Annotated in this window: 20 protein-coding genes and 1 tRNA gene; 7 read left to right on the top strand and 14 right to left on the bottom strand. The window is 70.8% G+C overall.

The genetic code is table 11. The annotated features are described in order from the left end of the window. Positions 1 to 85 precede the first annotated feature (85 nt). Positions 86 to 1,279: an acyl-CoA dehydrogenase family protein gene (locus ABZ267_RS05300; protein WP_356749750.1), complete on the top strand. Its 1,194-nt coding sequence runs from the start codon at positions 86 to 88 to the stop codon at positions 1,277 to 1,279. Positions 1,280 to 1,300: 21 nt separating this feature from the next. Here the strand turns inward: ABZ267_RS05300 and ABZ267_RS05295 are convergent, their stop codons facing one another. The 4 genes from ABZ267_RS05295 to ABZ267_RS05280 all read right to left on the bottom strand — a co-directional run bounded on the left by ABZ267_RS05295 (position 1,301) and on the right by ABZ267_RS05280 (position 4,574). Then, positions 1,301 to 1,645, bottom strand: a complete 345-nt coding sequence (locus ABZ267_RS05295) for a rhodanese-like domain-containing protein (protein WP_356749748.1) — start codon at positions 1,643 to 1,645, stop codon at positions 1,301 to 1,303. A gap of 46 nt (positions 1,646 to 1,691) precedes the next feature. After that, positions 1,692 to 2,585 (bottom strand): hypothetical protein, encoded by an 894-nt coding sequence (locus ABZ267_RS05290; RefSeq protein WP_356749746.1) that lies wholly within the window; start codon positions 2,583 to 2,585, stop codon positions 1,692 to 1,694. A gap of 69 nt (positions 2,586 to 2,654) precedes the next feature. Then, positions 2,655 to 4,130: a DUF2252 domain-containing protein gene (locus ABZ267_RS05285; RefSeq protein WP_356749744.1), complete on the bottom strand. Its 1,476-nt coding sequence runs from the start codon at positions 4,128 to 4,130 to the stop codon at positions 2,655 to 2,657. 90 nt (positions 4,131 to 4,220) lie between these two features. Next, positions 4,221 to 4,574, bottom strand: coding sequence for a helix-turn-helix domain-containing protein (locus ABZ267_RS05280; protein ID WP_356749742.1), 354 nt, complete (start codon positions 4,572 to 4,574; stop codon positions 4,221 to 4,223). A gap of 135 nt (positions 4,575 to 4,709) precedes the next feature. Here ABZ267_RS05280 and ABZ267_RS05275 point away from each other — a divergent pair, with 135 nt between their 5' ends. Then, positions 4,710 to 5,321: an NAD(P)H-dependent oxidoreductase gene (locus ABZ267_RS05275; protein WP_356749740.1), complete on the top strand. Its 612-nt coding sequence runs from the start codon at positions 4,710 to 4,712 to the stop codon at positions 5,319 to 5,321. A gap of 125 nt (positions 5,322 to 5,446) precedes the next feature. Here the strand turns inward: ABZ267_RS05275 and ABZ267_RS05270 are convergent, their stop codons facing one another. Further along, the gene (locus ABZ267_RS05270; protein WP_356749738.1) at positions 5,447 to 6,286 is read right to left on the bottom strand and encodes a ScbR family autoregulator-binding transcription factor; all 840 of its coding nucleotides are present in this window, start codon (positions 6,284 to 6,286) and stop codon (positions 5,447 to 5,449) included. A 265-nt stretch (positions 6,287 to 6,551) separates the two neighbouring features. Further along, entirely contained in the window at positions 6,552 to 7,928 is a 1,377-nt protein-coding gene (locus ABZ267_RS05265; protein ID WP_356749736.1) for a hypothetical protein, read from the bottom strand. Between the two features lie 71 nt (positions 7,929 to 7,999). On the opposite strand from ABZ267_RS05265, the gene ABZ267_RS05260 reads away from it, so the two are divergent. After that, on the top strand, positions 8,000 to 8,521 hold the full coding sequence (locus ABZ267_RS05260) for a MaoC family dehydratase (protein ID WP_356363650.1): 522 nt from the start codon (positions 8,000 to 8,002) through the stop codon (positions 8,519 to 8,521). Here the strand turns inward: ABZ267_RS05260 and ABZ267_RS05255 are convergent. The 7 genes from ABZ267_RS05255 to ABZ267_RS05225 all read right to left on the bottom strand — a co-directional run bounded on the left by ABZ267_RS05255 (position 8,500) and on the right by ABZ267_RS05225 (position 15,788). Continuing rightward, positions 8,500 to 9,474 carry an ornithine cyclodeaminase family protein gene (locus ABZ267_RS05255; RefSeq protein WP_356750059.1) on the bottom strand — a complete coding sequence of 325 codons (975 nt, stop codon included), beginning with the start codon at positions 9,472 to 9,474 and terminating at the stop codon, positions 8,500 to 8,502. The two genes, ABZ267_RS05260 and ABZ267_RS05255, sit on opposite strands and share 22 nt — an antisense overlap. Positions 9,475 to 9,539: 65 nt before the next feature. After that, positions 9,540 to 10,556 carry a 4-hydroxy-2-oxovalerate aldolase gene (gene dmpG / locus ABZ267_RS05250; RefSeq protein ID WP_356749734.1) on the bottom strand — a complete coding sequence of 339 codons (1,017 nt, stop codon included), beginning with the start codon at positions 10,554 to 10,556 and terminating at the stop codon, positions 9,540 to 9,542. Continuing rightward, positions 10,553 to 11,482, bottom strand: a complete 930-nt coding sequence (locus ABZ267_RS05245; protein ID WP_356749732.1) for an acetaldehyde dehydrogenase (acetylating) — start codon at positions 11,480 to 11,482, stop codon at positions 10,553 to 10,555. Before ABZ267_RS05245 ends, dmpG begins: the two co-directional genes overlap by 4 nt. Then, positions 11,469 to 12,374, bottom strand: a complete 906-nt coding sequence (locus ABZ267_RS05240; RefSeq protein WP_356749730.1) for an aldolase/citrate lyase family protein — start codon at positions 12,372 to 12,374, stop codon at positions 11,469 to 11,471. Before ABZ267_RS05240 ends, ABZ267_RS05245 begins: the two co-directional genes overlap by 14 nt. Beyond that, positions 12,371 to 13,651 carry an aminotransferase class I/II-fold pyridoxal phosphate-dependent enzyme gene (locus ABZ267_RS05235; protein ID WP_356749728.1) on the bottom strand — a complete coding sequence of 427 codons (1,281 nt, stop codon included), beginning with the start codon at positions 13,649 to 13,651 and terminating at the stop codon, positions 12,371 to 12,373. The genes ABZ267_RS05240 and ABZ267_RS05235 overlap by 4 nt, the downstream gene beginning before the upstream one ends. Then, positions 13,648 to 14,514 (bottom strand): cupin-like domain-containing protein, encoded by an 867-nt coding sequence (locus ABZ267_RS05230; protein WP_356749726.1) that lies wholly within the window; start codon positions 14,512 to 14,514, stop codon positions 13,648 to 13,650. Before ABZ267_RS05230 ends, ABZ267_RS05235 begins: the two co-directional genes overlap by 4 nt. Positions 14,515 to 14,534: 20 nt before the next feature. Next, complete coding sequence (locus ABZ267_RS05225) at positions 14,535 to 15,788, bottom strand: MFS transporter (RefSeq protein WP_356749724.1); 1,254 nt, start codon at positions 15,786 to 15,788, stop codon at positions 14,535 to 14,537. A gap of 483 nt (positions 15,789 to 16,271) precedes the next feature. Here ABZ267_RS05225 and ABZ267_RS05220 point away from each other — a divergent pair, with 483 nt between their 5' ends. After that, positions 16,272 to 17,744 carry an aminopeptidase P family protein gene (locus tag ABZ267_RS05220; protein ID WP_356750057.1) on the top strand — a complete coding sequence of 491 codons (1,473 nt, stop codon included), beginning with the start codon at positions 16,272 to 16,274 and terminating at the stop codon, positions 17,742 to 17,744. Positions 17,745 to 17,915: 171 nt separating this feature from the next. On the opposite strand, the gene ABZ267_RS05215 is transcribed toward ABZ267_RS05220, so the two are convergent. Further along, a tRNA-Leu gene (locus ABZ267_RS05215) sits at positions 17,916 to 17,998 on the bottom strand. A 318-nt stretch (positions 17,999 to 18,316) separates the two neighbouring features. Between ABZ267_RS05215 and ABZ267_RS05210 the strand changes: the two genes are divergently transcribed. The 3 genes from ABZ267_RS05210 (at position 18,317) to ABZ267_RS05200 (ending at position 21,278) form a co-directional block, all read left to right on the top strand. Further along, the gene (locus ABZ267_RS05210; RefSeq protein WP_356749722.1) at positions 18,317 to 19,171 is read left to right on the top strand and encodes a DUF3662 and FHA domain-containing protein; all 855 of its coding nucleotides are present in this window, start codon (positions 18,317 to 18,319) and stop codon (positions 19,169 to 19,171) included. 10 nt (positions 19,172 to 19,181) lie between these two features. Next, on the top strand, positions 19,182 to 19,700 hold the full coding sequence (locus ABZ267_RS05205) for an FHA domain-containing protein (protein WP_003967913.1): 519 nt from the start codon (positions 19,182 to 19,184) through the stop codon (positions 19,698 to 19,700). Positions 19,701 to 19,835: 135 nt separating this feature from the next. Further along, on the top strand, positions 19,836 to 21,278 hold the full coding sequence (locus ABZ267_RS05200; protein ID WP_356749720.1) for a Stp1/IreP family PP2C-type Ser/Thr phosphatase: 1,443 nt from the start codon (positions 19,836 to 19,838) through the stop codon (positions 21,276 to 21,278). The last annotated feature ends 9 nt before the right edge of the window (positions 21,279 to 21,287 follow it).

Here is a 21,287-nt window from a genome sequence, read left to right as displayed (position 1 = left end):
TCCTTCCCGTAGAACCTGTTCCCTTCTCCTAGAACCTGTTCTATCTTGACGGCCCGCCAGGGACCGCCAACGGGAGGCCGGGGCAGTGGACTTCACCTTCACCGAGGAACAGCAGGCAGCCGTGGAGGCGGCCCGGGCGGTCTTCTCCGGGGTCGCGCCCGACAGCGTGCCCAGTCCCGCGCTCACGCCGGGCGCCGTGGCCGAGGACATCGACCGGCGGCTGTGGGGCGAGCTTGCGGGGTCGGATCTGCTCGGTCTGACGCTCGCGGAGGAGTACGGCGGCGCCGGGCTCGACCCGGTCGCGCTCTGCCTGGTCCTGCGTGAGTCGGCCAAGGTGCTGGCCCGGGTCCCGCTGCTGGAGAGCTGCGCGGTCGCGATGGCCGTCGAGCGGTACGGCGAGCGCGGCCTCGCGGCGGAGCTGCTGCCCAGGGCCGCGCGCGGCGAGCTGGTCCTGACCGCCGCGGCCAACGGACGCACCGGCCACGACCCCGCCGAACGCGCCGTCACCGTACGGCCGGAGGGTTCCGCGGCCGTCCCTCCGGACTCAGCCGCTCCGGGCTCAGCGCCTTCCGGGTCAGCCCCTCCAGCCTGGATGCTCGACGGCGTGCAGTCGGCGGTCCCCTGGGCTCAGGCGGCCGACCGGATAGCCGTTCCCGCGCACACCGGCGACGGCCGGTCCGTCCTGGCCCTCGTGGACCCCGCCCGCGCGGGCGTCACCCTCGCGGACCAGGTCTCCACCAGCGGTGAGCGTCTGGCGGAGGTCCGGCTCGACTCCGTACGCGTGGAGGCGCATGAACTGATCGACGCGCCCGGGGCCTGGGAGTGGCTGCGGAACCTGCTGACCACCGGGACCTGCGCGCTGGCGCTCGGTCTCGGCGAGCGGGTGCTCGCGATGACGGCCGAATACACCGGCAAGCGCGAGCAGTTCGGGTTTCCCGTCGCCACGTTCCAGGCGGTGGCCGTGCAGGCCGCCGACCGGTACATCGACCTGCGGGCGATGGAGGTGACGCTCTGGCAGGCGGCCTGGCGGATCTCCACCGACGCCGGCGGCCCGCTGCCGGCCGAAGGCGACATCGCGGTGGCGAAGATCTGGGCCTCGGACGGGGTCCGCCGCATCGTGCAGACCGCGCAGCACCTGCACGGCGGCTTCGGCGCGGACACCGACTACCCGCTGCACCGCTTCCACGCCTGGGCGAAGCAGATCGAGCTCTCCCTCGGCCCGGCGGCCGCCCACGAGGAGGCCCTGGGCGACCTGCTGGCCGCCCACCCGCCGGCCTGACGCGGAGAGCCCACAGGAAGATCAGAGGACGAAGGCCGAGGCTCCGTCGTCCGTGACCATCGGACGCCCGGCCCCGTCCCAGGCGAGCATGCCGCCGTCAATGTTCACGGCGTCGATCCCCTGCTGGACCAGATACTGCGTGACCTGGGCGGACCGGCCGCCGACCCGGCACATCACATGGACGCGCCGACCGTCCTCGGCGGCCTCCGTCAGCTCACCGAACCGGCCCACGAAATCGCTCATCGGAATGTGCAGCGCACCCTCCACATGACCGGCCGCCCACTCGTCGTTCTCGCGGACGTCCAGAACCAGGCCGTCCGACGGCACCGCAGCGACGTCCACCGAGGGCAGCGGGGCGAAATTCATGGGTCATGCCTTCTCTCGTACGTACGTGGCCACGTCACCCGGAACGCTACTGCACCATCTCCGCGAGCTCGGCCTCGCGCCGGGACACCTCGCCGAGCAGCTGCTCACCGATGTCCTCCAGCAGCTGGTCCGGGTCGTCCGGGGCCATCTTGAGCATCGAGCCGATCGCGCTCTCCTCCAGCTCGCCTGCGAGCACCGTGAGCAGCTCCTTGCGCCTGCTGAGCCACTCAAGCCGGGCGTAGAGCTCCTCGCTCTCGCTCAGCGGCGTGAGCGGCTCGGCCGGGCCCGCCGCCCACTCCGCCGCCAGCTCCTTGAGCAGCTCGACGTCACCGCGCCCGTACGCGGCGTTGACGCGGGTGATGAACTCGTCCCGGCGCTCCCGCTCCGGCTCGTCCTGGGCCAGGTCCGGGTGGGCCTTGCGGGCCAGCTCGCGGTAGAGCTTGCGGGCCTCCTCGCTCGGCCTGACCCGCTTCGGCGGCCGTACCGGCTGCTCGGTGAGCATGGCGGAGGCCTCCGGCGAGAGGCCGTCGGAGTCCATCCAGTCGTGGAAGAGCTCGTCGACGCCGGGCATCGGCATGACGATGTCCCGCGCCTCCTTGGCCTTGCGCAGGTCCTCGGGGTCACCGGACTTCGCGGCCCGCGCCTCGGCGATCTGCGCGTCCAGCTCGTCGAGGCGCGCGTACATCGGGCCGAGCTTCTGGTGGTGCAGCCGGGAGAAGTTCTCGACCTCCACGCGGAAGGTCTCCACCGCGATCTCGAACTCGATCAGCGCCTGCTCGGCCACCCGCACGGCCTTGGCCAGCCGCGCCTCGGGACGCGGCGCTTCCTCTGCCGAAGAGGCAGCGGTCTCCGGTGCGGGGTGCGGCTCGGCGGGCCGGTCGTCGTCCTGCCGGTCATCATCGTTCCGGGTGGGAGGCACTCCGGCGGCTTCGTGGGTCACCCGTCCAGCGTATGGCCCCCGCCGCACACCCCGTACCGCACGGTCCCGGCCCCGCGCGCCCGGCCGTCCTCAGATACCGCGCTCGGCGGCCATCCGACCCGTCTTGATCGCCCGCTCCAGCTCCGCGTGGTCCGCCTCCGTACGGTCGGCGTAGGTCACCGCGAAGTCGGCGATCGCCGCGTCGAGTTCGTCGTTCTTGCCGCAGTAGCCGGCCAGCAGCCGGGGGTCGGCGCTGTGGGAGTGGGCGCGGGCCAGCAGGGCCCCGGTCATCCGGCCGTAGTCGTCGACCTGTTCGACGGTGAGCGCGGCCGGGTCGACGCTGCCCTTGCGGTTGCGGAACTGGCGTACCTGGTACGGCCTGCCGTCCACGTCCGTCCAGCCGAGCAGGATGTCGCTGACCACCTGCATCCGCTTCTGGCCGAGCACCACCCGGCGGCCCTCGTGGTCCTCCTGCGGCGCCTCGAAGCCGACGGCCGGCAGATACGGCGCCAGCACCGACTCACGCGCCTCCTTCACCTGGAGGACCAGCGGCTCCCCGCGGTGGTCGAGCAGCAGGACGACGTACGAGCGGGTCCCGACGCTGCCGGTACCGACCACCCGGAACGCCACGTCGTGGATCGCGTACCGCTCCAGCAGCGGCACCCGGTCCTCGGCGACCGTGGCCAGATAGCCGCCGAGCCCGGCCGCCACCGCCGCGGCCTCCGCGTCCGGCACGCGGCGCAGCACCGGCAGCGCGTCGACGAAGCGCCGGCCGCCGTCGAGGCAGTCCTCCGTGGACCGGGCCGCGAACCGGGCGCTGGTGTTCCTGCGGGCCTTCTCGGAGACCTTCTCCAACGTGCCGACCAGGTCACGGGCGTCGGTGTGCGAGACGAGCTCCTCGTCCGCGATGGCGTTCCAGGCGTCGAGCGCGGGCAGCCGGGCCAGGAGCCGCATGGTGCGGCGGTAGGCGCCGACGGTGTCGTACGCGCCTTTGCGGCAGGTGTCCTCGTCCGCGCCGACGGCCCGGCCCGCCAGGACGAGTGAGGTGGCGAGCCGCTTGAGGTCCCACTCCCAGGGGCCGAAGACGGTCTCGTCGAAGTCGTTGAGGTCGATGACCAGGTTGCCGCGGACGTCACCGTAGAGGCCGAAGTTGGCCGCGTGGGCGTCGCCGCAGAGCTGCGCGCCCACACCGGTGACCGGAGTGCCCATCAGGTCGTGGGCCATCAGTCCGGCCGAGCCGCGCAGAAAGGCGAAGGGCGAGGCGGCCATCCGGCCCACCCGGATCGGCGTGAGCCCCGGCACGCGGCCCCGGTTGGACTCCTCGACGGCCCGTACGGCGTCGGGACGGCCCGACGGCAGGATCAGCGACGCGTGCGCGGAGCGCGGTACCTGGCCGCGCAGCGCCTTGCCGGCCGCCTTCGGTGATCCGGCCTCTCCGTGCCGCGCGAACCCGGCCACGACCGGAATACGAGCCTTTGCCCCGGTCCCGGCCGGTGTACGGGTGTCCGGGACCGGGCGCTCCGCAGCCGCGCCCTCGTCCACACCCACGCCTGCGATGACGCCCATGGAGCGTCGCCTCCCCTGCCTCGTCAGCTCTCCGACCGCCACGAACCGTACCGCCGTTCCCGCACGGCCGTCAGTACCGGTCGGCGGCGCTCAGCAGCCGGTGCCCGGTTCCGGTTTCGCGAGGTACGTGTCGGCCCACTGGCCGAGCTCCTTGAGCGCCGGTTCCATCGCGGCGCCGGCCTCGGTGAGGCGGTACGCGACGCGCAGCGGCGGACCCTCGTCGACCTCGCGGATCACCAGGCCGGCCGCACCCAGCTCGGCCAGCCGGTCCGAGAGCATGCGCTCGCTGATCCCGGGGATGGCGCGGCGCAACTCCGCGAAGTGCACCGGCCTCTGCAGCAGCACCGAGACGATCGGCCCGGTCCAGCGCTTGCCGAAGAGCTCGAAGACACGGCTGATGCCCACATCGACCCGCCGACAGGCCTGCTCGCTGTGATCTGCCATGCCCCTAGAGTACTGCGCCACCGTAGGGCGCTTATGAAAAGTAAGCAGCTATGCTATTAGTAGTTACGTACGGAAAGGAGCGACGCGCGGACCTCCGCCGCCGCCCCGTCCCCTTCGCTCTCTGTGGAGATCCCCATGGCCACGCTGCTGCACCTCGACTCCGCCGTCCTTCCTCAGGGTTCCGCGTCCCGCGACGTCACCGCCGCGTTCGTCGAGGCCTGGCTCGACCAGAACCCGGACGGGACCGTCGTCCACCGCGATCTCGCCGCCGACCCGGTGCCCCACCTGGCCGCGGCGGCGGTCGTCGCCGGGGCCGACGACCCGCTGCGCCGGGAGCTGGCCGAGGAGCTGGCCGCGGCGGACGCCGTCCTGATCGGCGCTCCGATGTACAACTTCACGATCCCGTCGACCCTCAAGGCCTGGCTGGACCAGGTGATCATCGTCGGTCACAACGCGGGACCGGACTCCCCCATCGCCGGGACCCCGGTGACCGTCGTCGCCAGCCGCGGCGGCTCGTACGCTCCGGGTACGCCGCGCGAGGACTTCGAGTTTGTCCAGAATTACTTGGAGAAGCTGCTCACGAGCATGTTCTCCGTCGAGGTGGACTTCATCGTTCCGGAGCTGACCCTCGCCCACTCGCAGCCGTCGATGGCCGAGCTGATCCCGCTCGCCGAGGCTTCTCGCGCCAAGGCGTTCGAGGAGGCCCGGGAGAAGGCCAAGGCCCTCACCGCCCGTCTGGCCGCCTGACCGACGGGCGAGGCGCCGCCAGAAAGCGGAAAGAAAACAGGGCCGCGGAACTCCGTCGAGTTCCGCGGCCCTGCGCTGTCATCAACCGGATGTTTCACGTGAAACACCGCACGGCACGCCCACGCTCAGATCCGCCCACCAGCCGACGCCCCGGGACCGGCACCGGCCCCGGCCCCGGCAGGCTCGTCGGCGCCTTCGCTCTCGGACCGGTCTCCCGTACCGCGACCGGCCGCCCCGCCGCCGCGCGGAGCGCTCCCGCCGCTCCGGCCGGCCGTGGCGGCGCCACGGGCCGCCTCCGCCGCCGCGGCTATCTCCTGGGCCTCCCGCTCGGCCTGCTCGGCCTTCTCACGCGCCTGGGCCGCGAGGTCCACCCGGCCCTCGGGCTTGATGTGGGCGATGACCCCGGGATGGGCGATCGACGGCAGGAGGTGGCGCCACATCTCGGCCACCTGCTCGCGCAGATCGGCGCGGCCGGTGTCGGCTTCCGATATCAGCTGGATACCGGTGAAGGACGCCACGATGACCTTGGCCGAGACCATCGGATCGACATGCGGCAGCACCTCACCCCGCTCCTTGCCGAGCTCCAGCATCCGGGCCGTCGCGTCGATCCAGTCGCCCCACGGGTGCGGCCCGCCGAGGAAGACGCCTTCGATGGAGAGGCGGGTCCCGGCGCGCGCCATCGCGTTGTGGCGCAGGGCGTAGGCGAACTGCTGGCCGCCGTCCACCAGCGACTGGAGCGGCGATCCCTCCTGGGCGAAGTCGACCGTGGAGGTCTGCTCGTCCATGATCGCCTGGGCGATGGCCTCCTTGGACGCGAAGTGGAAGTACAACGCGCCCTTGGTCACCTTGGCGCGACGGAGGATCTCCGAGATGGCGGCGCGCTCGTAGCCGTAGTCGTCGAAGACACTCGCCGCGGCGTCCACGATCGACCGCCACGTCTGCACCGCGCGAGCCTGCTTCGCCATTCCTGCCTCCGGGACGTTCTGTGCGCTCAGCCCTTCACTGCCGAGCGGCCGTCGATCCAGCCTGTGCAGCCAGCGTATGCATGTATGCCACCTCATAGACCGTCGGGCTGTCCGGAAACCGCTCCAGTGACCGCGCTGGAGAGCCCCGCCGCCCGCCTGGGCCACCGCCGGGCCCTCCCGACCGCCCTGCCTGTTTACCCCACCACTGCCGTGCCGACACAGCCGACGGACCAGCCAAGAATCCGGGTCCGGCTCGGCCATCCGCTCAGACGGCGACCACGCAGTTGTCGGAGCTGTGGGTGCCGAGGACGGTGACGACCCCGGCCGTGCCGTCGCCGAAGAAGCGGGCCAGGATGCCCGCAGGACGGCCGCCGAAGAGCAGCGGGCCGAAGACCGGTGCGATGTCGGCCTCATGGGTCGCGTCCGCGCCGTCGGCGGCCAGCGAGAGGCGGCAGGTGCGCGGGGAGACGAAGTCCTGGACGATGCTGGTGCCGGTCCCGGCGGCCGAGACCACCGCCTCCTCCCACTCCGCCGGGTCCGTCTCGCGCCCGATGGCGACCTGCTTGCCGCTCATCCCGATGCTCGCCTTGAGCACCAGCGTCTCCCGGTTCTCCACGGCGTACGGGACGAGGTCCAGCTTGCGGTCGCCCCGGTGCGTGAACCGGTGGGACAGCACCCGCGTCCACGGCAGGTACCGGTCGACCAGGGCCTGCTCGGCGGCGCTCATCCACGGGCGGCCCTCCGACAGCAGGCCCAGCGTCAGCTTGCTGGAGAGGAAGGTGGAGGTCTGCGTGCCCACGAGCAGACAGCCGTGGTCCAGCGCGTCCTGGACGGGCGCGGTGTCGATGCCGAGTTCGGCCCAGTCCGGGATGGTGAAGTCCCGCAGGCCCACGCCGTAGCGCAGGTGCGGCGGACAGTCCCAGGCCTCGTGGAGATCCTCCGGCTCGAAGAAGCGCGCGGTCAGACCCTGGCTCGCGAAGTACTCGGTCTGCAGGTCGAAGTACCGGGTCGCACCTCCCTGGTCACGCGCGCTGCCCAGTACCGCCACACGTGGTGCCACGTTCAGCTCGGCGCACAGGTCGTGGAACATCCTGGCGCGTACGGCGAAGGGATGGTGGCTGCTGAACGGCAGCCGGCCCTGCTCGTCGGCGTACAGCTCGCGCCAGACCGCCAGCCTGGAGCGCACCTCCACCGGACCGCCGAGCGCCCCGCTGACGTTGAACTCCAGGAACTGCGGGCCGTTCGGGCCGATCACGATGTCGGGCCGCGTCACGCAGTCCGCGTACCGCTCCTCGGTGAACTGGTCGGCCACGAAGAGCTGGTGCTCGCTCTCCGGCATGCCGTACGCCGCGAGCCGGCCCTCCGTGGTGGGCGCCGTCTCCAGTGCCGTACGCCGCACCAGGTCGAGCAGGGCCGCGGTCACCCGGAACAGCTCCGCGTACGCCGTGCGCGGCAGCGCGATCGGTGCGGCGGGCAGCAGCCGCTGGTACGGCCAGCCGGTTTCCCGTATCTCGTGGTCCAGCATCCGGCGGATCGTCGCCGGCGGGACGGGCGGCGGTGCGATGCGCCGGTCGCCGAACCACGGATGACCCGACGCGGCCTGTGGACCGGCCTCCACGAGCGCACTCTCCGGCTTCATCATGAGCCTTTCGGTAGGGATGGCGTACGGTCGCACCGCACGGCAACTGCCTGTCGCAGGAGGGGGAACGGCACATGACGCTGCGCCGCGTCGGGGACAACGAGTACGTCGAGGAACACGGCGGGGACTACGAGGACTTCACGGACGGGATGCTGATCAAGCACTGGCCGGGCCGGACCATCACCGAGACCGACAACACCTGGCTGACCCTGCTCACCATGAACCAGCACCCGCTGCACTTCGACCGCGCCTATGGTGAGGGTGCCGAGTACGGGCGGGTCCTCGTCAACAGCGGGATCACCCTCTGCCTGGTCGGCGGCATGACCGTGCAGGCGCTCTCCGCGCGGGCGGTGGCCAACCTGGGCTGGGACAAGGTCCGCCTGAAGGATCCGGTGTACGTCGGCGACACGCTGTACGCCGAGAGCCGGATCCTCCACAAACGGCTGTCCCGGTCCCGCCCCGGGCAGGGCATCGTCACGGTGGAGACGACGGGCAGGAAGTCGACCGGAGAGCCCGTCATCGTGTTCGAGCGCTCCTTCATGGTCCGCTGCCGCGAGACGCCGGACGAGGCACCTCAACCGCCCACGGCCCCGTAGAGCGCCGCGGCGGCGGCCGTGTCCTCGATGGCCATACCGACGCCTCGGAACACCGAGATCCGGCCAGCCGCCGCGCCTTCCCGGCCCTTGGCGGCCGACCCGTCGACCAGCGCGCCCAGTTCGACCAGCTGATGCTCGCCGATCAGCCCGGCGGCGAGCGCGGCCCGTACCTCGGCGGCCTCCTCGACCGCCGCCGCGCGCTCCTCCACGACCACGAGCGCCTCCGCGAGCAGCTCCGGCGCGACCTCGATCGCGTACTCGTCGGTGCCGCCGATCACGTTGACGTGCGCTCCGGGTGCCACCCACTCGGCCGCCACCAGCGGCACGGGGTCGCTGGTGGAGGTGGTCGTGCAGATGATCTCGGCGCCCACCACGGCGTCCTTCGCCGTGCCGCACACCGTGACCTCCACCGCCGGGCCCGAGGTCTCCCTGACCCACCGCGCGAACTCCTCCGTACGGGCACGGGTACGGGAGAACACCCGCACCGAGCGGACCGGCCGCACCGCCGACACGGCCCGCACCAGCGCCCGCGCCTGGACCCCGGCGCCGATGACGGCGAGGTCCCCGGCGTCCTCGGGCGCGCACAGACGGGTCGCGAGCGCGGCGACCGCACCGGTGCGTACGGCGGTCAGTTCGGCGCCCTCCAGCAGCGCCGTGATCCGGCCGGTCTCCAGGTCCGTCAGGACCACCGTGCCGTGGATCAGCGGAAGGCCGCGGTCCGGGTTGTCCGGCGTGAGCGTGGTGATCTTGACGCTGCCCACACCGCGCCGCTCCCAGACCGCCGTCGCCGCCAGCAGCTCCCGTCGCGGACCGTGCTGGACGACGGTCCGCGACGGCGAGGAGGTCCGGCCAGCCGAGAGATCGGCGAAGGCCTCGGCCAGCGCCTCGACCACGGCTAGCAGACGCTCCTCGCCGGCCATGTCCGCGGCGGAGATCATCCGTGGTCCCGTCAGGCCCGCGGCGCCGGCCGTCTCCGGTCCCGGCAGGCCGTCCTCGCCGCCGGTCATCCGTGGTTCCGTCATGCGCTCCCGCCGTTCCCGCGTGCGCTCAGCTCGGCGACGACGTCGACGATCAGGTCCTCCTGCCCGGCGATGGCCTGGCGCCTGCCGAGCTCGAAGAACACATCACGCGGATCGACCCCGCCCCGGGCCGCGTGGTCGAGCACCTGATGCTTGAACCCGGAGAAGACTCCGGCCAGTCCGCTGACGATGCTCAGCGAGCCGATCACCGGTGGTGCCGGCATCAGTTCCCGCTCCGCGAACTCGGCCGCGTCGAGCAGCGCGTACAGGTCGATCCCGGTGCGGAACCCGGTCCGCTCCAGGACCGGTACGAGGGCCTCCAGCTGGGTGTTGCCGGCTCCGGCGCCGAAGCCGCGTGCGCAGCCGTCGATGATCGTGGCGCCCGCGCCGGCGGCGGCCACCGAGTTGGCGACGGCCATGCCGAGGTTGTTGTGCCCGTGGAAGATGACGGGCACGTCGACGGCCCCGGCGATCGCGCCGATCCGCTCGGTGACGTCCTCGGGCAGGAAGTGGCCGGCGGAGTCCATGATCCCGACGGCCTGCGCCCCGTAACCCACCGCGTTCGCCGCGTGCTCGGCCAGCTCGGCCGGAGTGGCCATGTGGCTCATCATCAGCACGCAGTGCGCCTCGGCGCCCTCCGTGCGCAGGAATTCGAGGTGGCGCTCGGCCAGCGACGTCTCGGTGCAGTGCACACCGATACGGAGGATGTCCGCGCCGTGCCCGACCGCCTTGCGCAGGTCGGCGGAGGTGCCCCAGCCGGGCAGCATGAAGACGCCCATCCGGCTGGTGGTCAGCGCCTCCCGTACGGTCGCCAGCATCACGTCGTCGCTCACCGCGGCCCGCCCGACCTGGAGCGAGGAGGCGCCGAGCCCGTTGCCGTGGCCCACCTCCACCACCGGGATCCCGGCGGCGTTCGCGGCGCGCGCGTAGCCGCCGATCGCGGCGGCGCCGAGCTGGTGCCGGACCGCGTGCTGGCCGTCGCGCAGCGTCGGGTCGTGGATCGTCACGGCGTTCATCGGCCCGCCCTCGTCCGGGCGGCCGGGAAGAGCCGGGCCGCGTGCTGCTCGGCGACCATGATGGCCGCCGCGTTGATGATGTCCAGGTTCCCGGCGTACGGCGGCAGCACATCGCTGTCCGCCACCACCTCCACGGAGACGGTGATCCGGTCGCCGCTCACCGCGCACGCGACGACCTCGTAGCCGGGCTGGACGGCGCGGACCCGGTCGGCCGCCTCGGCGACCACGGCACGCACCGCCTCGGCGTCGGCTCCCGGGACGATCGCGTGCACGGCCGTCCGGAACGGCGCCGGAGGGACGGCGGGGCTGATGTTGAGGACCGCCTTGGTGTCGCGTACGCCGGAGAACGCGGTGACGGCGTACGCGGTCGTCGCCACGTACTCGTCCAGGTTCAGCCGGGTCGCGCGTCCCGCGATGGTCGAGGCCACGGTGGAGACGACCTCGATGTACTCCACGGCGAACCGGTCGGCGAGCGCGTGCGCGATCGGGACCGACGCCTGGCCGCCGCAGCTGATCAGGTTGACGTTGCGCACCGCCGGCGGCTGCATGCCGGTGACGGTCGGGACCACCATCTGGCCGACCTTGCTCGGCGTCATGTCGATCACCAGCGGGCCCAGCGGTTCGAGCAGCCGCCAGTGTTCGACGTGCGACATGGCATTGGTGGCGTCGAGGACGATGTCGACCGCCGGCGAGGCGGCGAGGACCGCGTCGATGCCGTCCGCCGACGTGGGACAGCCGAGCTCGGCGGCGTGCCGGAGGCCGGCGGAGCCGGGGCTGCGTCCGGCCACCAGCGCGCACTCCAGGAGCTTCGAGCGGAGCACCTTGCCGACCAGGTCGCGGCCGATCGCACCGGTGCCGATGACGGCCACGGACGCGCGGCGTGCGGTCCCGGGCGGGACGTCGGTGAGGTCGTCAACGACGCTCATGGGCCACCTCCTCACCGTCGCGCCGGGCACCTGAGGCGCGGTCGCCGAAACGTTCCGCCCACGCGTCACCCAGCGCCACCGTCGTACGGGCCATGCGGGCGAACGGAGGGCCGACCATGTTCCCGTCCAGCAGCGCGATCCCGTCGCCTGCCGCCCGTACGGCCTCGACGACCCGGCGGGCCTGGCGCAGCCGCTCCGGATGGGGCCGCAAGGCGCTGTTGATCGCTGCCAGTTCGGACGGGTGCACGGTCGCCTTGCCGTGGAAACCCAGCTCCTGGACGCGGGCGAGCTCCTCGGCCAGTGCATTGGGCTCGCCGAGCCGGTAGTTGGCGGTGTCGATGCAGGCCGCGCCGTGCCGGGCGCAGGCCATGGCCATCGCCTGGCGGGCCGGGAGCATGTTCGCCCAGCCGATCTCGACGCCCATGGTGGCGGCCAGGTCCGCCGAGCCGAAGACCAGGCCGTCGGCGGCATCCGCGATGGCGTCGACACCGGCGACGGCAGTCGGCGTCTCCAGGGTCACGTAGATCTGCGGACGCAGTCCCGCCGAGGCGAGCGTGTCCCGCATGAGGGCCACTTCGACGGCGGAGTCGACCATGGTCATCAGGACGAAGCCGGGCCCGACCGCGCACTCGGTGAGCATCACCAGGTCGTGCACGGCCTCCATGGTGCCCAGTTCGTTGACCCGTACGGCGATGTTCTCCGGCGCCGGGGATCTCTCCAGCGCCGTACGGCACACCTTCCGCGCCGCCTCCTTCTCCGGTCGCGGAACCGAGTCCTCCAGGTCGATGAGGTGGAGGTCCGCGTCGTACGTCCAGGCCTTGACGACCCGGTCGAGCGCCAGCGCCGGTGTGTACAGGATGCTGCGCGGAACAGCTCTGGCCGCGCCCGTCACCGGTCCGCCTCGCCGGTGAGCGGTACGGCGGCCTGCGCGCCCACCTCGACCAGGACCTTGCCCAGGTCGCGGATCTGCCGCTCGGTCTGGCCCGACCGCATCATGACCCGCAACCCCGCCGTACCGCGCGCGACGATCGGGAAGAAGACCGGGGACACGTAGAAACCGGCCTCGATGACACGGCGGCCCGCCTCGATCACGGTCTCGTCGCTCATCGGCACCAGCCGGATCGGGAAGGTGCTGCCGGCCTGGTCGGTGTGGACCAGCGAGTCGAAGAGCGCGATGTTTCCGTAGAGCTGGTTCTGGCGCGCGGTCAGTTCCGCGGTCCGGTGGATCTCCGCCGAGGCGAGCCCGGCGCCGACCGAGGCGGTGTCCAGGAGCTGCGAGTAGTTCAGGGCGCCGCCGAAGCGCTCGATGACGCGCAGCGTCTCCTTGGACTGACCGTCGAGGACGACCGCCGCGCCGCTGGTGCCGAACGCCTTGTTGAGGGTGACCACCGTGATGGTGCGCTCGTCCTGGATCGGGTTGTGCGTACGGACGTAGCCGATGCCCCGCTCGCCGTACGCCGACAGCGAGTGCGAGTCGTCGTAGTAGACGAGCATGCCGTAGCGGTCCTGGAGCGCGGAGAGCTCCTTGACCGGCGCGTAACCGCCCAGACTGTCACTGCCGTCGCAGACGTAGGCGACCCGTTCGTACTTCTTGCACATGTCCTCGATGAAGTCGAGGTCGTGGTGGCGGGAAGTGACGACCTCGGTCTCGTCCGCGCAGACCGGCTTGACGTTGGCCATCGACACATGCGCGTTCTTGTCGAAGATCATCAACGGCCGGACACCGTTGCCCAGATGGCCGGAGGCGATGAGCGGCAGCAGGCCGAAGGTCGCGGTGCTGGCGGCGATGGAGGCGACGACCTGGCCGCCGAAGAGCTCGCCGAGCGAGGTCTCCAGCTCCTGCATGGCGGGTATCTGGACCCGGCTGCGGGCGATGCAGTGGTCGAGCACGCCGTAGCGGCGCAGTGCGGCGATGCCGCCTTCGATCACGTCCGGGTGCGAGTCGAGGTCCAGGTAGGAACAGCAGCTGAAGTTGACGAACTCATGGCCGTCCGGGATGAATTCGTGGCCCTCGGTGGCCCGCAGGAGGCCCGTCCCGGCGTCGTAGTCGGCGACGATCCCGGCCAGGCCGTGCCGCTCCGACAGGTCCCAGAACGCGTTGCCGATGCCGATGAGCTTGTCGTTGTTCCGGTACCGGTGGGCGGGGGTGATGCTCTGGCGCTCGGTCATGAGGTGGTATCCGCCGGTTCGTAGTTGTAGACGCCCTTGAGCTTCCGGTAGACCGCGGTGTAGATCGCCACGCCGAGCACGTAGGGACGGCGGAAGATCTTCGGGTCGCGCAGCCAGAAGTTCATGTTGATGTTCATCTCGTCCAGCGACTCGGCCTGGTGCCACCAGCCGAGCGGAAGGTAGAGCATCTCGCCGGGTTCCAGGACCAGTTCACGGCGCTGGACGAGCTTGGAAGCGAGCTTCGGGTAGCGCGCCCAGTCCACGTCGTCGAAGTCGAAGACCTGCGACTTGTCGCCGAACCCGTGGCGCAGGGACCTCGGGTAGTACTCCCAGAAGCCCGGCGGAGCCAGGACGAACCGCTTGCGGCCCTCCAGGCAGATGTTGAAGTTCTCCAGCTCGTCGAAGTGACTCTGGGTGAAAACGCCCTTGTGGCTGATCCACAGGTTCGCGGCGTTCATGGGGCCGCGGTAGTCGAAGAGCTTCCCGGCGTCGAAGCCGAGGATCGCGTTGACGTCGGCCGGGCTGTTGCGGAAGTTCGAGACGATGCGATTCCAGGTACCGGGATCGTCCATGTACCGGTCGTCCTCGAAGAACTCGCGGAGCCTGATCTCCTTGGTGGTCCACCGCTCCGAGTTCTGCTTGTTGCCCCGCTCGGTGAACAGGGTGACCATCATGTCGCCGAGGCGCTCCGCGACACCGTCGCGGCCCAGCCCCTGCGTGCCTTTCGGCAGGGTGATGACCACGGGCACATCGGCTCGGATGAGAGCCTCCCGCCCGAAGGCCATGAATTCGTCGAAGGATATCCGGGGAACCGGTAGGCCCCCGATGCCGTCCCGACCGGACACGGAATGCGATGTGTTCATCATTCTGCCCTCGCTGTTGTTCACTGTTCCGCCGTTGTCAATTCAGGATTCACCGCCGAGACCGGCCTCCCCTTCCGCAGCGCGGGCTGTCCGACGAGGCTGACCACCAGCGCGACCAGCCCGCCGACGGCTCCCGCCCAGGCGGCGTGCGCCGAGGTGCCCTGCTCGCCCAGGTGTCCGCCGACGGCGATACCCGACGCGATACCGAGGGCGCCGCAGCTGTTGAGCCAGGAGAACGCCTCGGACAGGGAGCCCTTGGGGGCCACCGATTCGAGGAGGGTGCTCCCGGCGATCAGGGCCGGCGAGATCGCGATGCCCGCGAGGACCGCGAAGAGGGCCATCACCGGGAAGGTGTCCGCGAAGGCCAGCGGAATCGCGCTGAGTGTCAGCACACAGGAGGTGACCACGAGCAGACCGGACTGCGGCACGCGCCAGTCGACGGCGCCGTACGCCAGTCCGGCGACGAGGCTGCCGACCGCGATCAACGCCAGCAGCACGCCGCCCAGTCCGGGCTCCGACCGCTCCTGTGCGAACGCGATCATCGAGACGTCGACCGCGCCGAACAGGAAGCCCATGCCCGCGTAGGCCGCCATCAGCACCCAGACGCCGGGCACCGCGATCGCCCGCTGCGGGCTGCCGCCCGGCTCGCGGGCACGCATCGGCTCGGAGCTCCGGTGCAGCGCCACCACGACCGATCCGGTCACGGTCAGGACCGCGCAGGCGATCAGTCCGCCGGCCGGGAAGGCCGCCGGGCTCAACACCGTGACCAGCAGCGGCCCCAGGAGGAAGATCGTGTCGTCGAGGATCGACTCCATGGCGTACGCGGTACGCAGCGAACCCTGATCGACGAACGCCGCCCACCGCGCCCGCATGAAGCCGGTGAACGACACCGAGGTGCATCCGGTGACGAGGGCCGCGGCGATCATCGCCCAGAGCGGCAGCTCCAGGCCGATCGCCGTCAGCAGCAGCGCCATGCCGACGGCGTGGCCCGCACACGTGGTCAGCAGGACCTTGCGCTGGCTGTGCCGGTCGGCGAGACGCCCGAGGAACGGCGCCGCCACACCTTGTGAAATGAGCATGGCCGCCGCCACCACACCGGCCTCACCCAGAGATCCGGTGACGGCCGAAATAAGCATCAGACAGCCGATGGAACGCATGGCGATCGGAAAGCGGCCGACCATGCCCCAGAAGGCCAGCGTGCCCGCGCCGGGCGATCTCAGCAATCGCAGGTAGGACCCGAGCCCGAAATTCGACGGCGGCGCACTCTCGGACACCATTCTCCTGTCGGCACAGAGACGAATGAATCGAATAACCTCGTGGTCCCGAGGTCGAGAACAACGCGATCAGCCGCACGTTCGGAAACCCGCATTCCGCGTCCGTCAGCGATCCGAACTCCTTTGCCACACTCCCCATGTGGCGGATCGTCATGCTAGGCAGGCCACCACGGGGTGTCAATACCCCGAATGGAGACAAAGGAGTTACCGACCAGGCAGTTCACCGCTGCCGACGACCGTACGCAGGCACCGCTGTTGACCGTACGGAGTCGCCTACAGGAATCCACGCGGCTCGCCGCACACGATCAACTGGTCGTCGGCCAAAGTATCTCACTCGGCATGATCAGAATATTCCGGGCGGAGTAATATTCGTGTTTTCCCATACGATGGCGGCAGACCGTACGTGCCGGAGCCAGTCATAAGCGGCAATCAGGAGGCAGCGTGACCGAGGTCAAGGTCGAGATCCAGGAGATCGACCAGGAGATCGGCCGGCAAGCCCTCGCCCCGGAGACCCCGGTGGACGAGGAGAGCGAAGCCACGAAACAGCGGAAGAACGGCCTGGAGCAGGGCGTGAGCGACGAGCTCGCCGCGAACATGAAGGACGGCTGGGCGGACACCGAGCGGCATGACCTGCTGCCGATCCCTCAGGCCCGGCACACCGCACGCCGCCGCGCCGGCCTCTCGGCCCGCTTCCCGGGCGAGCGTCTGGTGATCCCGGCCGGCAATCTGAAGGTCCGCGCCAACGACACCTTCTACCGGTTCCGTCCGTCGTCCGACTACACGTATCTGACGGGTGACCAGACCGAGGACGCGGTGCTGGTCCTGGAGCCCGCGGCGGACGGCGGCCACAAGGCGACCGCGTACCTGCTGCCCCGGTCCGACCGGGAGAACGGCGAGTTCTGGCTCTCCGGCCAGGGCGAGCTGTGGGACGGCCGGCGCAACAGCCTCACCGAGAACGAGCGGCTCCTCGGCCTGCCCTGCCAGGACGTCCGGCCGCTCGCCGAAGCGCTCGGGTCGGGCACCGGGCCGGTCCGCCTGCTGCGCGGTTACGACGCGGGCATCGAGGAGGCCCTCGCCGACAAGGTCACCGCGGAGCGGGACGAGGAGTTCCGCGTCTTCCTCTCCGAAATGCGCCGGATCAAGGACGAGTTCGAGATCGCCGATCTCCGCTTCGCCTGCGAGGCCACGGCCCGCGGCTTCGAGGACGTCGTCCGCTCGCTCGACCGGGCGCAGGAGACGTCGGAGCGGTACATCGAAGGCACGTTCTTCCTGCGGGCCCGCGTGGAGGGCAACGACGTCGGCTACAGCACGATCGCCGCCGCCGGACCGCACGCCACCACCATCCACTGGGTCCGCAACGACGGCGCGGTCCGCGACGGCGAACTGCTGCTGCTCGACGCCGGCGTCGAGACCCGCAACCTCTACACCGCCGACGTGACCCGCACCCTGCCGGTCAACGGCCGGTTCACGCCCCTCCAGCGCAAGATCTACGACGCGGTGTACGAGGCCCAGTCGGCCGGCATCGCGGCGGTGAGGCCGGGCGCTCCGTACCGCGACTTCCACCGGGCCGCACAGCGCGTGCTGGCCACCAAGCTCGTCGAGTGGGGCCTGTTCGACGACGGCCTGGACGTGGAGAAGGTCCTGGAGCTCGGCCTCCAGCGCCGCTGGACCATGCACGGAACCGGCCACATGCTCGGCCTGGACGTGCACGACTGCGCCGCGGCCCGGACCGAGGCGTACGTCGAGGGCCCGCTGGAGCCGGGCATGTGCCTGACCGTGGAGCCGGGCCTCTACTTCCAGGAGGACGACCTGACGGTGCCCGAGGAGTACCGGGGCATCGGCGTACGCATCGAGGACGACATCCTCGTCACCGAGGACGGCAACGAGAACCTCTCGGCCGGCCTGCCCCGGGAGGCCGACGAGATCGAGGCATGGATGGCCCGCCTCAAGGCCTGATCCCCGGAAGGTGCCGTCCCGGCCCCGGGGCGGCACCACCGCGAGGCACCCCACCGTGAGGACAGACACGGGCCACTCCACCACGAGGACATAACAGAACGGTCGGCACCGTGATCACGATGCCGACCGTTCGTCGTTGCCCGCAGGACACTTTTTCGGTGTCCCACTTTGTGCGCGAGGGGGGATTTGAACCCCCACGTCCCTAAGGACACTGGCACCTGAAGCCAGCGCGTCTGCCGTTCCGCCACTCGCGCAAGAGTGGTGTTCCCAGACCCTCTCTCACCTGTGTGGTGCGAGCGCCTGGCGACATCCGGAAGATTAGCACGGTGGACAGGGTGGATTCACATCCGTTGTTTCGCGGACCCCGGGACGGGAAACGGGAACGCGGAGCCGCCGCCCCCACTCCTCCAGAGAGCATCCGGTGTGCGGGACACTGTGAGGAGGCCACCTCTACGATCCGTGTGAGGGGTGACACTCATCCACAGGGCAGAGAAGGGGAACCAGCCGATTTCCCGACGCGTGGATACGATCAGTAAGCAGTACAGGGACGATGACACCGGAGGAGGTGCCCCATGGGGGTCATGAAGCGTTTCGAGCAGCGCCTCGAAGGGCTGGTCAACGGCACCTTCGCCAAGGTCTTCAAGTCCGAGGTGCAGCCGGTCGAGATCGCCGGCGCGCTCCAGCGGGAGTGCGACAACAACGCGACGATCTGGAACCGCGAGCGGACCGTCGTCCCCAACGACTTCATCGTCGAGCTCAGCACACCCGACTACGAGCGGCTCAGCCCGTACTCGGGCCAGCTGGGCGACGAGCTGTCGGGCCTGGTGCGCGACTACGCCAAGCAGCAGCGCTACACGTTCATGGGGCCGATCAAGGTCCACCTGGAGAAGGCCGACGACCTGGACACCGGTCTCTACCGGGTGCGCAGCCGCACTCTGGCGTCGAGTTCGTCACAGCAGGACCAGTTCGACGAGCCCCAGCGGCCCGCTCCCGGGCGGCCCGCCGCGCAGGCCCCCGGTGGCTACGGCTACCCGCCGGCCGCCGCTCCGCCGATGCCCGCGGCCCCGCCGCCCGGCGGTGGACGGCCCGCGGCGCCCGTGGGCGACCGGCGCCCGCCGGCCGGGCCCGGCGCGCTGCCGGACGCCCAGGTGCGGCGCTGGATCGAGATCAACGGCACCCGCCATCAGATTTCCCGCCCGACGTTGGTGATGGGACGATCCACCGACGCCGACGTGCGGATCGACGACCCCGGCGTATCGCGCCGGCACTGTGAGATCCGGACCGGAACGCCCTCGACGATCCAGGATCTCGGGTCCACCAACGGCATCGTGGTGGACGGGCAGCACACCACCCGCGCTACGCTCCGCGACGGCTCGCGGATCGTCGTGGGCAGCACCACCATCGTTTACCGGCAAGCCGAAGGGTGAAGCGGGGGCAATGTCAGAGCTGACCCTGACGGTCATGCGGCTAGGTTTCCTGGCTGTTCTGTGGCTGTTCGTGATCGTGGCCGTCCAGGTCATCCGCAGCGACCTGTTCGGAACGCGCGTCACGCAGCGCGGCTCACGCCGCACTGCCGCCGACGCGCGCCCGCAACAGGGCCGCCAACAACAACAAGCGGCGCCGCCCCAGCAGCGCCAGCAGCCCGGGCGCCAGCGCCGCGGGGCACCCACCAAGCTGGTCGTGTCCGAAGGCACCCTCACGGGCACCACGGTCGCGCTCCAGGGCCAGACCATCACGCTGGGCCGGGCCCACGATTCGACGATCGTGCTGGACGACGACTACGCGTCCAGCCGGCATGCCAGGATCTACCCCGACCGGGACGGCCAGTGGATCGTGGAGGATCTCGGGTCCACCAACGGCACGTATCTGGAACGGACCCGGCTCACCACCCCGACGCCTGTTCCGCTGGGCGCGCCGATCCGTATCGGCAAGACCGTCATCGAGCTGCGGAAGTAGTACGACAATGAGCGAGCGGAGCGAGCGAGCCGCGGCGGTCCGGACGACGGACGCGGCCCGGTTCCCGACCGGAGGGTGGGCAGTGTGGCTCGAGACAGGCTGTACCCCGACGGAGCGTCGAGCGGGCAGGTGCGCATGAGTCTGTCCCTGCGCTTCGCCGCCGGATCGCACAAAGGCATGATCCGGGAGGGGAACGAGGACTCCGGCTACGCCGGCCCGCGTCTCCTCGCCATCGCCGACGGCATGGGCGGACAGGCGGCCGGTGAGGTCGCCAGCTCCGAGGTGATCTCCACGCTCGTCCAGCTCGACGACGACGTCCCGGGCTCGGACATCCTGACCTCGCTGGCCACGGCGGTGCAGCAGGCCAACGACCAGCTGCGCGTCATGGTCGAGGAGGACCCCCAGCTGGAGGGCATGGGCACCACGCTCACCGCCCTGCTCTGGACCGGCCAGCGGCTCGGTCTGGTGCACGTCGGCGACTCCCGCGCGTACCTGCTGCGCGACGGCGTCCTGACCCAGATCACGCAGGACCACACCTGGGTGCAGCGCCTCGTCGACGAGGGCCGCATCACCGAGGAAGAGGCCACCACCCATCCGCAGCGCTCGCTGCTGATGCGGGCGCTGGGCAGCGGCGACCACGTGGAGCCGGATCTCTCCATCCGCGAGGTCCGTGCCGGTGACCGCTATCTGATCTGCTCCGACGGCCTCTCCGGCGTGGTCTCGCACCAGACCATGGAAGAGACCCTGGCCAGCTACCAGGGCCCGCAGGAGACCATCCAGGAGCTCATCCAGCTCGCTCTGCGCGGCGGCGGCCCCGACAACATCACCTGCATCGTGGCCGACGTCCTGGACGTCGACAACAACGACACCCTGGCCGGCCGGCTCAACGACACCCCGGTCGTCGTCGGAGCGGTCGCCGAGAACCAGGCGGTGCTGAACGACGGCGGGGCCATGCAGACGCCCGCCGGCCGCGCGGCCGGTCTCGGCCGCCCGGTCCCACCGCCCTCGGGCGGCTTCGGCCCGCCCGGCAGCGGTGACTCCGGTTACGGCTCCGTGCCGGACGGCTCGTACGACGCGTACGCCGACGACGACCTCGACAAGCCGCGCGGCGGCCGCAAGTGGCTCAAGCGGTCCTTCTTCACCGTGCTGGCCCTGGCCGTGATCGGCGGCGGCCTCTACGGCGGCTACCGCTGGACGCAGACCCAGTTCTACGTCGGCGCGCAGAACGAGAACGTGGCGCTGTTCCGCGGCATCAGCCAGGACCTCGCCTGGATCTCGCTCTCCGAGGTCGAGAAGAACCACCCCGAGATCGAGCTCAAGTACCTGCCGCCGTACCAGCGCAAGCAGGTCGAGGCCACGATCGCCGAGGGCAGCATGACCGACGCCCGCAAGAAGGTCGACGAACTCGCCGCCCAGGCATCCGCCTGCAAGAAGGACGCGCAGCGCCGCGCCGCCGAAGCCGAGACTTCCGCCACTCCCCCCACCACGGGGACCAAGCCGAACACCGCGACTCCCACTCCCGGCCCCAGCCTCTCGGAGGAAGAGAAGAAGCTGGTCCCGCAGTGCGGTAAGCAGTAAGCCGTAGGG

The sequence above is a fragment of the Streptomyces sp. NPDC006174 genome, assembly GCF_040614075.1.
Taxonomy (GTDB): Bacteria; Actinomycetota; Actinomycetes; order Streptomycetales; family Streptomycetaceae; genus Streptomyces.
The sequence above is the reverse complement of the archived record's forward strand: the minus strand, read 5'-3'. Positions and strand labels throughout refer to the sequence as shown.